Below are 14,278 nucleotides of genomic sequence, written 5' to 3'. Positions count from 1 at the left end.
ATGCCGGTGCCCCGCTAGCGGGACGACGGCAGGATCAGGATGGCGCGAAAATCGTTGACGTTGGTCCGTGTCGGCCCGGTCATCAGCAGCGCATCGAGCGCCTGGAAGTAACCATAGCCGTTGTTGTTGGCCAGTTCGTCGGCGGCCTTCAGGCCAAGGGTTTCGGCGCGGCTATAGCTGTCCGGGGTCATCAAGGCGCCGGCGTTGTCTTCCGAACCGTCGATGCCGTCAGTGTCGCCTGCCAGTGCATAGACGTTGGGCAGCCCCTGGAGGTTTTCCGTCAGACCGAGGAGGAACTCGGCGTTGCGGCCGCCGCGGCCGTTACCGCGCACCGTCACGGTGGTTTCACCGCCGGAGAGGATCACACAGGGCGGGGTGATTGGCTGGCCATGCAGCACCACCTGACGGGCAATGCCGCCGTGGACCTTGGCCACCTCGCGCGCTTCGCCTTCCAGGTCACCCAGGATCAGCGGCGTGATGCCGGCTGCACGGGCGTTTTCGGCCGCCGCATCAAGGGATTGCTGCGGCTTGGCGATCAGTTGGAAATGGCTACGCGACAGGCATGGATCGTCCGCTTTGACGGTTTCTGACCGGGGATCCTCGAGCCAGGCGCGCACGTTTTCGGGTATCTCGATGTTGTAGCGCGCCAGAATCGCCAGCGCCTGGGCCGAGGTGGTTGGGTCCGCCACGGTCGGTCCGGAGGCAATCACCGTCGCTTCGTCGCCCGGCACGTCGGAGATGGCATAGGTATAGACGCTGGCTGGCCAGCAGGCTTTAGCCAGGCGGCCACCCTTGATCGCCGAGAGGTGCTTGCGTACGCAGTTCATCTCGCCAATGTGCGCGCCGGAGCGCAGCAGCGCCTTGTTGATCGCCTGTTTGTCGGCAAGGCTGATGCCTTCGGCTGGCAGTGCCAGGAGTGAGGAACCGCCGCCGGAAAGCAGAAAGATCACTCGGTCGCTTTCCTCGAGGTTGCTGACCATCTCCAGTACGCGTCGGGCAACGCGCTCGCCAGCATCATCCGGCACCGGATGCGCGGCCTCGACCACCTCGATCTTGCGGCAATTGGCACCATGACCATAACGCGTCACCACCAGGCCGGAGAGCTCGCCTTCCCATACCGCTTCGATGGCTTCGGCCATGGCGGCTGCCGCTTTGCCTGCTCCGATGACGATTGCGCGGCCGCTGCGGTCGGCCGGTAAATGGTCGGCCAGTACCTGGCGTGGATGGGCGGCATCGATGGCGGCGGTGAACAGGTCGCGCAGGAAGGCTTGCGGGTCGAGGTTCATGTACAACTCCATCTATTAGGTCAGGTGCCCGATTCCAGACCTTAGGGCTCGGTTATGCAAGTACAAAAGGCAAGTCCTAAGGTTTGGAATCGACCCACCCGGCAGTCAGGCCGTGACTCCTCGTGCCGAGCAGGTCGAAAGGGTGCCGCCCGAGGGCAGCGATCGGATCGCAGATGCGCAGGGCTGAGGTTGTGGGGGACGCTGTGATTCCGACCCCATGCAACTCCAATCCGACCCTTTGAGCATCGCTGCGCCAAGTGTTGCGGTTCCCACCACCTGGTCTGTCTGTCCCTGAAGGTGGGGCGCTTGGCTCGGCGCAACGTGCTCGAAGGCTGAGGTTTCTGTTTAGTCCTTGCGGATCGAGAAGTTGGCCATGTGCTCCAGCCCCTTGATCAGCGCCGAATGGTCCCAGCCGCTGCCGCCGATGGCCGCGCAGGTGCTGAACACCTGCTGGGCGTTGGCGGTGTTGGGCAGGTTCAGGCCCAGCTCGCGGGCGCCGGCCAATGCCAGGTTGAGGTCCTTCTGGTGCAGGCTGATGCGGAAGCCCGGATCAAAGGTGCCCTTGATCATGCGCTCGCCGTGTACTTCCAGGATCTTCGAGCCGGCAAAACCGCCCATCAGCGCTTCGCGGACACGGGCCGGGTCGGCGCCGTTCTTCGCGGCGAACAGCAGGGCTTCGCCAACCGCCTGGATGTTCAGCGCGACGATGATCTGGTTGGCGACCTTGGCGGTCTGCCCGTCACCGTTGCCGCCGACCAGGGTGATGTTCTTGCCCATCGCCTGGAACAGCGGCAGGGCGCGTGCAAAACTTTCCTCGCTGCCGCCGACCATGATCGACAGCGTCGCGGCCTTGGCGCCGACTTCACCGCCCGATACTGGCGCGTCGAGGTACTGGGCGCCGGTGGCGTTGATCTTCTCGGCGAACGCCTTGGTGGCGCTGGGGGAGATCGAGCTCATGTCGATCACCAGCTTGTTCGGGCCGACGCCCTCGACGATGCCGTTTTCACGGAACAGCACGTCTTCTACATGCGGGGTGTCCGGCACCATGACGATGATGAACTCGGCTTCCTGCGCGACTTCCTTCGGGTTGGCCAGGCCAACGGCGCCCGCTTCGAGCAGAGCTGCTGGCGCCGCATCGTGGTGAGTCGAAACGAAAAGGCTGTGGCCCGCCTTCTGCAGGTTCTGAGCCATGGGCAGGCCCATGATGCCGGTGCCGATAAATCCAATCTTAGCCATGATAATTCTCCTCAAATTCGTTCTAGTTGCTGAAAAACTACCTGCGTTGGCAATACTTCGTTGAACTCGGCCTGGGGCGCCAGCCCGGTCAGAATGCTCATTTAGAAAACTAAACTCGCACGCGAGCCCGGTCCGCTTCTTCGGCCTCCTTCGCCTCGTCTTGCCTGCCTCGCTTACGTTTTTCGGCTATTTATTAGATCGCGTTGTGGCTCTTCAGCCAGCCGAGGCCGGCCGCAGTGGTGGTGGCGGGCTTGTACTCGCAGCCGACCCAGCCCTGGTAACCGATGCGGTCCAGGTGCTCGAACAAGAAGCGGTAGTTGATCTCGCCGGTGCCTGGCTCGTTGCGGCCAGGGTTGTCCGCCAACTGCACGTGGTTGATCACTGCCAGGTTGTTCTCGAGGGTGCGCGCCAGGTCTCCTTCCATGATCTGCATGTGGTAGATGTCGTACTGCAGGAACAGGTTGGTGCTGCCGACCTTGTCGCGGATCTCCAACGCCTGCGAGGTGTTGTTGAGGAAGAAGCGTGGGATGTCGCGGGTATTGATCATCTCCATGACCAGGCGGATGCCCTCCGCTTCGAGCTTCTTCGCCGCGTAGCGCAGGTTCTCGATAAAGGTCATGTCCAGCTTGCCGAGGTCGGCGCCCTTGGGTGCGATACCGGCCAGGCAGTTGATCTGGCTGTTGCCCAATACCTTGGCGTAGGCGATGGCCTTGTCGACGCCCGCACGGAATTCCTCGACCCGCTCGGGATCGCAGGCGATACCGCGGTCACCATTGGCCCAGTCGCCGGCTGGAAGGTTGAACAGCACCTGGGTCAGGTTGTGGGCGTCCAAGCGTGCCTTGATTTCTTCGGCCGGGTAGTCGTAGGGAAAGAGGTACTCGACACCGCTGAAGCCGGCTTCGGCTGCGGCGGCGAAGCGGTCGAGGAAGTCCAGCTCGGTAAACAACATGGACAGGTTGGCGGCGAAACGGGGCATAGGTATCTCCTTGTGATCTGTAGGGATCGGTTCGGTACGTCGGTGCTACGTTTTTGGTGGATATGCTTCGCGATATCCACCCTACGGGTCTTCGTGATAGAGCCCTTGTGTCGCGCTTTTCGTAGGAGCCAGCTTGCTGGCGATCAGCAGGCAATGGCGCTCGGGATCGCCAGCAAGCTGGCTCCTACGGGCGGTGCGTCTTCCATTAATCCAACAACGCGACCGCGGTCGGTGCGTCTTCTCGGCCTTCAGCCAGCGCCTCGAATTCGTTGATGGCGTCGATCTCGGTGCCCATGGCGATGTTGGTTACACGTTCGAGGATTACCTCGATCACCACTGGCACCTGATGCTCGGCCATCCAGGCTTGGGCCTGGTCGATGGCAGGGCGCAGATCTTCTTGCTTGAACACGCGGATCGCCTTGCAGCCCAGGCCCTCGACCACCGCGACGTGATCCACGCCGTAGCCTTCCATGCCGCTGTGGTCGGCATTGATGTTCTCGAAGCCCAGCTGCACGCAGTAATCCATCTCGAAGCCGCGCTGCGCCTGGCGGATCAGGCCGAGGTAGGCGTTGTTCACCAGGATGTGGATGTAGGGCAGCTTGAACTGCGCGCCCACGGCCAACTCCTCGATCATGAACTGGAAGTCGTAGTCGCCCGAAAGCGCCACCACCTTGCGCGTTGGGTCCGCGGCGACCACACCCAGCGCTGCCGGAATGGTCCAGCCGAGCGGGCCGGCCTGGCCGCAGTTGATCCAGTGGCGCGGCTTGTAGACGTGCAGAAACTGCGCGGCGGCGATCTGCGACAAGCCGATGGTGCTGACGTAGCAGGCGTCACGGCCGAACGCGTTGTTCATGCACTGGTACACGCGCTGCGGCTTCATCGGCACGGAGTCGAAGTGCGTCTTGCGCAGCATTGTCCGCTTGCGCTCCTGGCAGTCGGCGGCCCACGGCGTGCGATCCGGCAGCTGGCCGGCAGCCTTGCGCGCCTTCGCGACTTCGACGAACAGCTCGAGTGCGGCGCCCGCATCGGAAGTGATGCCGAAGTCCGGCGAGAACACCCGGCCGATTTGGGTCGGCTCGATATCCACGTGCACAAAGGTGCGATCCTTGGTGTAGACGTCCACCGAGCCGGTATGGCGGTTAGCCCAGCGGTTGCCGATGCCGAGCACGAAATCCGAGGCCAGCATGTTGGCGTTGCCGTAGCGGTGGCTGGTCTGCAGCCCGCACATGCCGGCCATCAGCGGGTGGTCATCAGGGATCGAGCCCCAGCCCATCAGGGTCGGGATCACCGGCACGCCCACGGTCTCGGCGAACTCCACCAGCAGGGCTTCGGCACCAGCGTTATAGATGCCCCCGCCAGCGACGATCAGCGGGCGCTCGGCAGCGCAGAGCATGTCGATGGCTTTCTCGACCTGCTTGCGGGTGGCGGCCGGCTTGTAGACCGAGAGCGGCTCGTAGGTGTCGACGTCGAACTCGATCTCGGCCATCTGCACGTCGAACGGCAGGTCGATCAATACCGGGCCGGGGCGGCCGGAACGCATGACGTGGAAGGCCTGCTGGAATACGCGCGGCACCAGTGCCGGCTCACGCACGGTCACGGCCCACTTGGTCACCGGCTTGGCGATGGACTCGATGTCCACAGCCTGGAAGTCTTCTTTGTAGAGGCGAGCACGCGGCGCCTGGCCGGTGATGCAGAGGATCGGTATCGAGTCGGCCCAGGCCGAGTAAAGGCCGGTGATCATGTCGGTACCGGCCGGGCCCGAGGTGCCGATGCACACGCCGATGTTGCCGGCCTTGGTGCGGGTGTAACCCTCGGCCATGTGCGAAGCGCCTTCGACGTGGCGAGCCAGAATGTGACGGATGCTGCCGTCGGCACGCATGGCGGAATACAACGGATTGATCGCGGCACCAGGGATGCCGAAGGCGGTATCAATCCCTTCCTTGCGTAACACCGCCACTGCGGCATCGATTGCTCTCATTCGGGCCATGGGTCGTGTCCTCTTCGGTAACTCGATAGTTTTTATACGTGGCCCAAGCATGAAGGGCTGGCTGGAACGAGGGAATTGGCAGAAACTTCACTTCTGTCGATATCAGGAGTATCGAATGGATCGCTACACAACCTTGCACAGCTTCGTGCTGGTCGCTGAAAACGGCAGCTTTGCCGCCGCTGCGCTGAAGGAAGGCGTAACGCCGGTGGTCATGGGCCGCCGGCTCGATGCGCTGGAGCGGCACCTGGGCGTCAAGCTGATGCACCGCTCGACGCGCGGGCTGGCGCTGACCGATCTTGGCGAGCAGTACCTGGAGCGCGCCCGCGGGCTGCTTAAGGATTTCGAGGAAGCCGATGCCAGCATCAGCCACCACGGCACCTCGGTGCGTGGGCATCTGGTGGTCTCGGCGCCGGCGGCGTTCGGTCGCCGGCATATCGGGCCGCACGCGCCAGCCTTTCAGGCGCGCTACCCGGACCTGCAGCTGTCGTTCAACTTCACCGACAGCGTGGTCGATCTGGTGCGCCACGGTTACGACATGGGCATCCGCATCGGCGAGGTGACCGATCCCAACTATGTCGCCATCAAGCTGTTTCCCAACCGCCGCGTGGTCTGTGGCGCGCCCGACTACTTCGAGCGGCAGGGCGTGCCGCGCACCCTGGAGGACTTGGCGCGACACAACTGTCTGGCGTTCAACCTGCAAGGCGGGCAGCAGCGCGGTTGGACCTTTTTGCGTGACGGCAAGCAGGTAGCGGTGCGAGTAGACGGTAACCTCGACTGCAACGACGGCGAGCTCTTGTTCGACTGGGTCAAGCAGGGGTTGGGGATCGGCTGGCGCTCGACTTGGGAGATCCAGGCCGAACTCAAGCGCGGCGAGCTGGTGACGGTGCTCGACGAGTACGCCTTGCCGGCCTATGACATCCAGGCGGTGTATCCGCAGCAGCGCTATCTGCCGGCCAAGGTCCGCTTCTTCATCGATTATCTGAAGCAGATCTACAACGCGCCAGGCTACTGGGAAGTGCGTTGAGTCAAACCTCCACGCACCGCCTGGTGGGCTAAAGCCCACCCTACGTGTGTCGATCTATGGGTGGGGCGGGTTTCGTACCACTCCGATCTGTAGGGTGGGCTTCAGCCCACCGGGGGGCCACACGCATGTGACGGGTGTAGAGGTAATTGAACACGGCGAACCCCGCTGCCCCGTGACGAGTCACAACAAGGGTCATGAATCGGCGCGAGGCTACCCGTGGACTCCCTGAAAATTGCCACCTTCAACATCAACGGCATCCGTGCCCGTCGGACCAACTTGCTCGAATGGCTGGAGCGCGAACAGCCGGACGTGGTCTGCCTGCAGGAGCTGAAGGCGCAGGACGCCGATTTCCCCATCGATGACATCCGTGCGGCCGGCTACGGCGCCATCTGGCACGGGCAGAAGTCATGGAACGGCGTGGCGATTCTGTCCAAGGGCGACGACCCGCTGGAAATCCGCCGCGGCCTGCCGGGCGATCCGGACGATACACACAGCCGCTACCTTGAGGCTGCCGCCCATGGCGTGATCGTCGCCTGCCTTTACCTGCCCAACGGCAATCCGCAGCCGGGGCCGAAGTTCGAGTACAAACTCGCTTGGTTCGAGCGCTTCATCGAGCACGCCGCCGGCTTGTTCTCCAGCGGTCATCCGGTGGTGCTGGCAGGTGACTACAACGTAATTCCCACTGACGAAGACATCTACAACCCGCGCTCCTGGACCAAGGACGCACTGCTGCAGCCCGAAAGCCGCGAATGCTTCGAGCGGCTGCTGGCGCAGGGTTGGACCGACGCACTGCGTGCCAAGTATCCGGACGAGCGCATCTATACGTTCTGGGACTACTTTCGCCAGCATTGGCAGAAGAACTCCGGCCTGCGCATCGATCACTTGCTACTCAGCGCCGATCTGGCGCCACGGCTGATCGATGCCGGGGTCGATCGCTGGGTGCGTGACCAGGAGCATGCCAGCGACCACGCGCCGACCTGGATCACGTTAAAAGGCGAGGCGAGCGGCAAGGCTGTGCAGGAAAAGCCAGCCAAACGCAGCAAAGCCAAGACAACCAAGTAAACTCACCGCGCCAGCGCTCAACGCGCCTGGCGCTTTCCGCTTCTGCTGGAGCTTGCCCGTCATGCGTCGCCCTAGTCGTGCGCCTATCTGGATAGCGGCCTTTGCCGTTCTGCTGCATCTGTTCGCGATGCCGCTGATGGCCGCGCATATGCAAGGAATGGACGGTACGGGCGGGCATTGCCCAATGGCCGAGGCCAGCCAGCATCACACCGGCCACGTCCAGCACGCCCACGTCGATGAATCTATACCCAAGCCCAGTCATCACCAGGGGATGCCCTGCTGCTGTGCGGCGGGTTCGGAATCTCTCGCTGCGATTACGACCGGCTCGCCGGTGCTCCATCAACCTCATCTGGTGCGGGCCGGCAGCCTGCCCACAGCAACTGCGCCGCAGCTGTCGCCGCGTTACCGTTGGCCTGCACTGAATCCCCGCGCATCCCCGCTCGCCTGATCGATAACCCCTGATCTGACCGCCATCGGCGGTCGCGTATGCGTGCCGCCGCTGATTGCTGGCCCTTGCTGCAGGCTACGTCCCGGCCGGCAGCGCGAAAATACGGTCCCGCCTTTGTAGGAGCGAGCTTGCTCGCGATCCCGATCCATTACAGTGCCATTGATCGCCAGCAAGCTGGCTCCTACAGAGAAGCTGCTGCCGTTTTGATCGAGTAAATAGTCATGACTTCAAGTACCGCTGGCGCCCGCCCCGAGGCGCCACCCCTGGTTTCCCACACGCAGCACCCGTTGCTGGCGCTGTTGATTCGTCTCCACCTGTATGTCGGGCTGCTGGTCGGCCCTTTTATCTTCGTTGCTGCGCTGAGCGGCCTGGTCTACGCGCTGACACCGCAACTGGAAGATCGGCTCTATGCCGAGCAGCTGTACACCGACAGCACCGGCACGCCGCAACCGTTGGCACGACAGATCGAGATTGCCCAGGCCCATGTCGGCGAAGCGGCGACGCTGTCGGCGGTGCGCCCGGCGCCGGAACCGGGCACCACCACACGGGTGATGTTCAAGTCGTCAGAGCTGGGCGAGTCAGAGAGTCGCGCGGTGTTCATCGACCCCGTGACCGTTGAAATCCGCGGTGACTTGCTCGTCTACGGCACCAGTGGCGTGCTGCCGTTGCGTACCTGGCTCGACCAGTTCCATCGCAGTCTGCTGCTCGGCGAACCGGGGAGGCTGTACAGCGAACTGGCGGCGTCCTGGTTGTGGGTGGCGGCGCTGGGCGGTTTCGCGTTGTGGATCATCAGGCGGCGGCGCGCCTCGGGTACGCGCTCAAAAGGGTTGAGGCACTGGCACTCCACACTGGGGCTGTGCCTGTTGATCGGGCTGCTGTTTTTCTCCGCCACGGGGCTGACCTGGTCGCGCTGGGCGGGCGACAACATCGGCGTCGCGCGGGCGGCGCTGGGCATGTCGACGCCGAGCGTGTCCACGGCGCTGGATGGCGAAGCGGTGACAGCGGCGGGAGAACACGCGCACCACACCGGGATGGCCATGCCGGTGGCACGAACCGCTGAACCGCAGATGTTCGATAGCGTGCTCAGCGCCGCACGTGAGGGCGGCATAGACGCTGGCAAGGTCGAAATCATGCCCGCCGCCGGGCCGAATCGTGCCTGGACGGTGACCGAGATCGACCGCAGCTGGCCCACCCAGGTGGACGCCGTGGCCGTCGATCCGCGCACGCTGCGGATCACCGATCGCACCGATTTCGCGAGCTTTCCTGTCGCCGCCAAGCTGACGCGTTGGGGCATCGATGCGCATATGGGGTCGCTGTTCGGTCTGGCTAATCAGCTGTTGTTGGCCGCCACCGCGCTCGGCTTGGCGGTGCTGGTGGCTTTCGGTTATCTGATGTGGTGGCGACGTCGTATGCCACGTCGAGTTGGCGGGCAGGGGATAGTCCAGGCGATGCATAAGCTGTCGCCCCGTGCTCGCTGGGTCACGGCCACCGTAGCGCTGTTGTTCGGCTACTGCCTGCCGGTGCTGGGCGGCAGTCTTCTGCTGTTTCTAGTGGTTGATCTGGTGGCAGTGGTTGCCCGGCGTACAGAGCCCGGTGTGGTCCGGCGGGATGCCTGAGCATAGCGATAGAGCAACAGGCGCGGTCTAGAGCCGGCCGTCGCCGAAATCACAGCATGGCCATTTGTATCAGTAGTATCCGGCCAACTGTTCAGGGTCCGCACCCGCAAGGCGCGGATCCAGGCAGGGCTATCTGCTTGGACGTCCGGCGTCGATCACTGCGCCGGTCTCCAACGCATTTGACGGGTCGATCCTCAACCGCTGAGCCCTCAGCTCAGTGCCTCTGATCAGAGTTCGGCTTGCCAGCCACCGCCCAATGCCTGGTAAAGGCTGATCAGCGCATTGAGCCGGCTCTCGCGGAGCTGTACGGCCGCCAGTTCGGTATTGAACAGGTTGCGCTGGGCATCGAGGGTCTCCAGGTACGACGAATAGCCCGCGCGGTAGCGGTCCTCGGCGTAGGTCAGGGAACGCTCGAGTACGGCGCGGCGAGCCGCGACGCGCGCGAGCTGCTGGCGCAGGTTACTGACCGCCGAAAGGCTGTTCTCCACTCCCCTGAAGGCGTCCAGCGCCGCGGCGCGGTAGGCGAAGGCCGCCTGGTTGCGCTGGGCGACCGCGATGTTCACGCCTGCCTCCAGGCGGCCAGCATCGAATATCGGTGCCAGCACACTGGCGCCGAGATCCCAGACACGCACCGGGTCGTAATCGAGTGAGTTGACGAACAGCCGACCGAGACTGGCAGACAGCTGCACCTGCGGCAGGAATCGGTCACGCTGGGCTTGCAGGTTCAGGCTGCTGGCCGCGAGCAGCAGCTCGGCCTGCTGGATGTCCGGGCGGCGGCGCAGCAGCTCCGAAGGCAGCACGCCCGGCACCGGAGGCGGCTCGATGGCCAGCAGCCCGGCGCCGCGCTCCACGTCCCCTGGGAAGCGGCCGGTGAGCAGGCGCAGGGCATTTTCCTGCTCCCGGATGGCCTGCTGCAGCTGCGGCAGCAATTCGGCGGCGGCTTCGTATTCCGATTGCGCCTGGGTCAGCTCAAGCTGCGAGGTGTAGCCGAGGGCTGCGCGGTCCTCGGCGACGCGCAGCGCCTCTCGGCGGGAGTCGACGGTTTCACGTGTGACGTACAGCTGGCGGTCCAACGACAGCAGCGACACATACGTTCGGGCGGTGGTGCTTGCCACTGCCAACCTGACGGCGTCGCGCTCGGCCTCGGTCGCGCGATATTCAAGTTGCGCTGCTTCCTTCAAGCGCCGTAGCCGTCCCCAGAGGTCGACTTCGTAGGACACCTGCAATGACGGCTGCACGGCCGTGGTATGGGTCATGCCCAGAACGCTGAGTTCGCGGGTGCGTTGCGCTCCCAGCGCCGCGTCGAGCGATGGCAGCAGCGCGGCCCGCGATAGCTGGATCTGTTCACGTGCCTGTTCCACGCGAGAGGCGGCGCTCAGCACCTCGGTGTTGTACGCCAGTGCCGCCTCGACCAGCGCCGTCAGCTGAGGATCACCGAACGCCTGCCACCAGGTCGCGGACACGTCGGCCATGTTCGATCCCGGTTCCCGCCATTCTGCCGGTGGGGTGAGCGCGGCTTCAGGCGGAAGCGGCTGCCGAGGCGGCATGCAGCCGGCCAGCGTAACCAGCAGCAGACCTGGCATCAGCCGGTGCAGGGCGCGGACCAGGCCGCTCATTGCGCGCTGTCCGCGGTGGATCGCTCCGCTGCCTCTGTGGCGCCGGTGTCCACATGAGTCACCACCGACAGACCGGGGCGCAGCCGCTTGGCGAGCGGCTGATCCGGGGCGATGGAGATGCGTACCGGCACGCGCTGAACCACTTTGGTGAAGTTGCCGGTGGCGTTGTCCGGGCGAAGCACGCTGAATTCCGAACCGGTGGCAGGGGCCAGGCGCTGTACATGGCCGCGCAGACGAGCCCCATCCAGCGCATCGACCTCAATCTCGACCGGCTGGCCGGGACGCATGGCGAACGTCTGGGTCTCCTTGTAGTTGGCGATTACCCAGAGCTGCTCCGGCACCAGGTACAGCAGCTGCGAGCCGGCCGTCACGTATTGGCCCTGGCGCACCGTGACCTCGCTGACCTGCCCGTCGCGCGGTGCGTCGATTACCGTATTGTCCAGATCGATCTGCGCGCGCTTGAGCGCCGACTCTGCGATTTCTACCTGTGCCTGCAACCCGCCGCGTGAGACTTCGCTGGCCTTCAGCGTTTGTTCGGCGATGTCGATGGCCGCCCGCGCCTGTTGCACCTGGGCCGAGTCGGCGCGAGCGGTTGCACGGATCTGATCACGCTCGCGGATCGAGACTGAACCCCGTTCGGCCAGCTCGTTGACACGTTTTTCATCCGCCAGGCCCCGTTTCAGCTCCGCTTCGGCAGCGGCCAATTCGGCGCGGCGGGCGGCCAGCGTCGCCCGGTTGGAGGCCAGGGTCTGCGCCAGGTTCTCAAGCTCGAAGCGGCGCGCTGCAAGCTCGGCCCTGCGCTGTTCGACCAGCTGGCGGTACTGACGATCATCGATGCGCACCAATGGCTGGCCTTGCGCAACCTCTTCGAAGTCCTGCACCAGCACCTCGGTGACATAGCCGCTGACCTGTGGCGCCAGCACTGTGATCTGTCCGCGCACATAGGCATTCTCGGTGACCGCCACGCGGCCGGTGAACGGCCAGAGCTGCCAGGCATAAAGGATCGCCAGGACGCCGATAAGCGCTACCAGCACCATCAGGATCACCGATCGGCGGCTCGGTTTGATGGTTTTTGGCGGATCGTCCGGGGTCGGTCCCGCGTCGGTCGCAGCCGCAGAAGGCTGCGTGGGTTGGGCCGGCTGCAGGCTTTGCTGTTCCTCGGGTTGGGTGCGTTCGCTCATGGAGAGGCGGAATTCCTGTTCTGCTGCGCAATGCGCAGGGTGCGATAGAGCGTCCAGCCGAACACGCCGATGGAAAGCATGCCGATCAGCCGGAATACATCATTGAAGGCCAGCACGTTGGCTTCTCGCGTGGCCGCTTGACTCAACTGCGCCGCGCTCTGTGCCTGGCGAAGCCGAGGGTCGTTCTGGCGCGGTATCAGCGCCTGGCTCTGGGCCTGCAAGCGTCCGGCAACCCGCGGGTCGCCGGCCACCACCTGTTCGGTGAGGTGGCTGGAATGGTACTTCTCACGCATCACCTGATAGGTGCCGAACAGCGCTGGTGCGGCCAGGCCGCCGAGGCTCTGGGTCATGGTGAACAAGACGATGAACGTCACCAGATAGTTCGGTCCGTTGCGCAGCGCGCGGCCGATTCCAGTGATCAGCAGCGGACCGAGGAACATGCCACTGGCGAAGGCCAGCAGGCCCTGGCTGAGAAACATGTCGTGTGGACGGGTCAGGTTGGTGGCATCGATATCGAGAAAGCTGGCGATGGCAATCAGCACGATCGACAACAGAATCTGCGGAAAGGCCCGGGTCGGGCTGAAGGTCATCGCGCTGCCGGCAATGCCCATGACCAGGCCCAGCAGGATCACCGCGTACAACGGCTGCAGCTGTTCGGTGCCCATGCCGAGGGTTTGCAGCAGGCCCACCGCGCCGTAGGTCTGTTCGGACAGCAGCAGTCGCAACGCCAGCGCGCCGAAGGCGAAGCGCAGCATCTCGGCAGTGCCCAGCCAGCGTGTGTGCAACAACGGGTTGCGCCGGTGATGTTCGATCATGAAGGCGGCGCAGAACAGCAGCAGCGCGGCAATCAGGGCGTAGCCCAGCCAGGGCTCCTCCGTCCACCAGAGGATGCGACCCTGGGCCAGCACCGCCGCGATCAACGCCAGCGCGGGAGCCACCAGGGCGAAGGTGAGGAAATCCAGCGGTTCGAACACCTTGATGCGCTCGCCCAGCGGTAGCTTGAGCACCACCACGGCGGCCAGCGAGCAGAGCGCCAGACCGCTTTCGAACACATACAGGCGATGCCATTCGCCCATCACCAGCAGCGCAGGGGACATCAGCCAGGCCAGGGGTGTGCCCAGCTGGGAAATGCCGAAGCCGAGGATCACCGCCTTGGGCAGATCGACCTTGCGAAACGCCTGCAGCATGTAGAACAGGCCCAGGGAGGAGGTGGTCGCAGCGGCCAGGCCACTGGCTGCGCGGACGAAAACGGCCATCTCAAAGCCTTCGACGAAAACATGCGCGATGCTCAGCAATGCGTAGAGCGTCAGGCCGATCTCGGCAAAGCGGCGCAGGCCGTACTGCTGGCGAAACTTGATCATCAGCAGGTTGGCCGACACGCTGACCATGAAATAGGCAGCCGGAAGCCAGGCCGCCTGTGACGGCGTCAGGCCCAGATCGCCCTGAATGCTCGGCAGGTTGGCGATGAACAGTGCGTTGCCCAGCCCGCCGGTGATGCCGACCAGTACGGCAACACAGGCATAGGCGATGCGCAGCGGCATGGGATGCAGCAGGATCGCCGGCGAGCCCGGCATCGAGGGGCGTTCTTCGGGTTCCCAGCGAGGAACGGGGGCGAGGTATTGCGGCATCGTAGGCAAGGCTCGAAGGGCGGTTTGAACTGATCGGAGCGCCGCATCGGGGCGGCGGCTACTCCCTTGGGACAATCTTTAGCGTGAAATGATTGGTCACACTTGGCAAAGCATGGTGCCGCTGCTCTCGGCGACGGCCGTGCAGCTGGTCCGTTACATGAACGGACGGGGACGGCAACTTGGCTATGTTTGAGGGTCTCTTCGAGCTAGGCGGCTGC

The 14,278-nt window shown here is 64.2% G+C and carries 11 protein-coding genes; 4 read left to right on the top strand and 7 right to left on the bottom strand.

Features of this window, described 5'->3' with window-relative positions; translation table 11 throughout:
• Nucleotides 1–14 precede the first annotated feature (14 nt).
• The 4 genes from ACIGHL_RS20290 to gcl form a co-directional block, all read right to left on the bottom strand.
• Nucleotides 15–1,286 (bottom strand): glycerate kinase type-2 family protein, encoded by a 1,272-nt coding sequence (locus tag ACIGHL_RS20290; protein ID WP_128119547.1) that lies wholly within the window; start codon nucleotides 1,284–1,286, stop codon nucleotides 15–17.
• 345 nt (nucleotides 1,287–1,631) lie between these two features.
• Nucleotides 1,632–2,522 (bottom strand): 2-hydroxy-3-oxopropionate reductase, encoded by an 891-nt coding sequence (locus ACIGHL_RS20285; RefSeq protein WP_128119546.1) that lies wholly within the window; start codon nucleotides 2,520–2,522, stop codon nucleotides 1,632–1,634.
• Between the two features lie 193 nt (nucleotides 2,523–2,715).
• Nucleotides 2,716–3,498 carry a hydroxypyruvate isomerase gene (hyi, locus tag ACIGHL_RS20280; protein ID WP_128119545.1) on the bottom strand — a complete coding sequence of 261 codons (783 nt, stop codon included), beginning with the start codon at nucleotides 3,496–3,498 and terminating at the stop codon, nucleotides 2,716–2,718.
• Between the two features lie 205 nt (nucleotides 3,499–3,703).
• Entirely contained in the window at nucleotides 3,704–5,485 is a 1,782-nt protein-coding gene (gene gcl, locus ACIGHL_RS20275) for a glyoxylate carboligase (RefSeq protein ID WP_216706933.1), read from the bottom strand.
• A 115-nt stretch (nucleotides 5,486–5,600) separates the two neighbouring features.
• On the opposite strand from gcl, the gene ACIGHL_RS20270 reads away from it, so the two are divergent.
• The 4 genes from ACIGHL_RS20270 (at nucleotide 5,601) to ACIGHL_RS20255 (ending at nucleotide 9,635) form a co-directional block, all read left to right on the top strand.
• Nucleotides 5,601–6,509, top strand: coding sequence for a LysR family transcriptional regulator (locus tag ACIGHL_RS20270; RefSeq protein ID WP_216706932.1), 909 nt, complete (start codon nucleotides 5,601–5,603; stop codon nucleotides 6,507–6,509).
• A 216-nt stretch (nucleotides 6,510–6,725) separates the two neighbouring features.
• Nucleotides 6,726–7,571: an exodeoxyribonuclease III gene (gene xth / locus ACIGHL_RS20265; RefSeq protein ID WP_128119543.1), complete on the top strand. Its 846-nt coding sequence runs from the start codon at nucleotides 6,726–6,728 to the stop codon at nucleotides 7,569–7,571.
• A 61-nt stretch (nucleotides 7,572–7,632) separates the two neighbouring features.
• Nucleotides 7,633–8,019, top strand: a complete 387-nt coding sequence (locus ACIGHL_RS20260) for a DUF2946 family protein (RefSeq protein ID WP_128119542.1) — start codon at nucleotides 7,633–7,635, stop codon at nucleotides 8,017–8,019.
• Nucleotides 8,020–8,240: 221 nt separating this feature from the next.
• On the top strand, nucleotides 8,241–9,635 hold the full coding sequence (locus tag ACIGHL_RS20255) for a PepSY-associated TM helix domain-containing protein (RefSeq protein WP_128119541.1): 1,395 nt from the start codon (nucleotides 8,241–8,243) through the stop codon (nucleotides 9,633–9,635).
• A 227-nt stretch (nucleotides 9,636–9,862) separates the two neighbouring features.
• Here ACIGHL_RS20255 and ACIGHL_RS20250 read toward each other — a convergent pair whose 3' ends face one another.
• From ACIGHL_RS20250 to ACIGHL_RS20240, 3 genes are read right to left on the bottom strand one after another with little or no spacing between them, the layout of a single operon-like run.
• A complete protein-coding gene (locus ACIGHL_RS20250; protein WP_241509040.1) occupies nucleotides 9,863–11,251 on the bottom strand; it encodes an efflux transporter outer membrane subunit in 1,389 nt (462 codons plus the stop codon).
• The gene (locus tag ACIGHL_RS20245) at nucleotides 11,248–12,432 is read right to left on the bottom strand and encodes an HlyD family secretion protein (protein WP_128119540.1); all 1,185 of its coding nucleotides are present in this window, start codon (nucleotides 12,430–12,432) and stop codon (nucleotides 11,248–11,250) included. The genes ACIGHL_RS20250 and ACIGHL_RS20245 overlap by 4 nt, the downstream gene beginning before the upstream one ends.
• Nucleotides 12,429–14,006 (bottom strand): MFS transporter, encoded by a 1,578-nt coding sequence (locus ACIGHL_RS20240; protein WP_128119585.1) that lies wholly within the window; start codon nucleotides 14,004–14,006, stop codon nucleotides 12,429–12,431. Before ACIGHL_RS20240 ends, ACIGHL_RS20245 begins: the two co-directional genes overlap by 4 nt.
• Between the last annotated feature and the right edge of the window lie 272 nt (nucleotides 14,007–14,278).

It is taken from the genome of Pseudomonas sp. NPDC077451 (assembly GCF_044543345.1).
Classification (GTDB): domain Bacteria; phylum Pseudomonadota; class Gammaproteobacteria; order Pseudomonadales; family Pseudomonadaceae; genus Stutzerimonas.
Note: the sequence above shows the minus strand (reverse complement) of the source record. Positions and strands in the feature narration are given on the sequence as shown.

Excerpts from the sequence above, each read along its gene's own strand:
- ACIGHL_RS20260 (WP_128119542.1), top strand. The coding sequence starts at position 7,633 with ATGCGTCGCCCTAGTCGTGCGCCTATCTGGATAGCGGCCTTTGCCGTT.
- ACIGHL_RS20250 (WP_241509040.1), bottom strand. The coding sequence starts at position 11,251 with ATGAGCGGCCTGGTCCGCGCCCTGCACCGGCTGATGCCAGGTCTGCTG.
- gcl (WP_216706933.1), bottom strand. The coding sequence starts at position 5,485 with ATGGCCCGAATGAGAGCAATCGATGCCGCAGTGGCGGTGTTACGCAAG.
- ACIGHL_RS20290 (WP_128119547.1), bottom strand. The coding sequence starts at position 1,286 with ATGAACCTCGACCCGCAAGCCTTCCTGCGCGACCTGTTCACCGCCGCC.
- ACIGHL_RS20285 (WP_128119546.1), bottom strand. The coding sequence starts at position 2,522 with ATGGCTAAGATTGGATTTATCGGCACCGGCATCATGGGCCTGCCCATG.
- ACIGHL_RS20245 (WP_128119540.1), bottom strand. The coding sequence starts at position 12,432 with ATGAGCGAACGCACCCAACCCGAGGAACAGCAAAGCCTGCAGCCGGCC.
- ACIGHL_RS20240 (WP_128119585.1), bottom strand. The coding sequence starts at position 14,006 with ATGCCGGGCTCGCCGGCGATCCTGCTGCATCCCATGCCGCTGCGCATC.
- hyi (WP_128119545.1), bottom strand. The coding sequence starts at position 3,498 with ATGCCCCGTTTCGCCGCCAACCTGTCCATGTTGTTTACCGAGCTGGAC.
- ACIGHL_RS20270 (WP_216706932.1), top strand. The coding sequence starts at position 5,601 with ATGGATCGCTACACAACCTTGCACAGCTTCGTGCTGGTCGCTGAAAAC.
- ACIGHL_RS20255 (WP_128119541.1), top strand. The coding sequence starts at position 8,241 with ATGACTTCAAGTACCGCTGGCGCCCGCCCCGAGGCGCCACCCCTGGTT.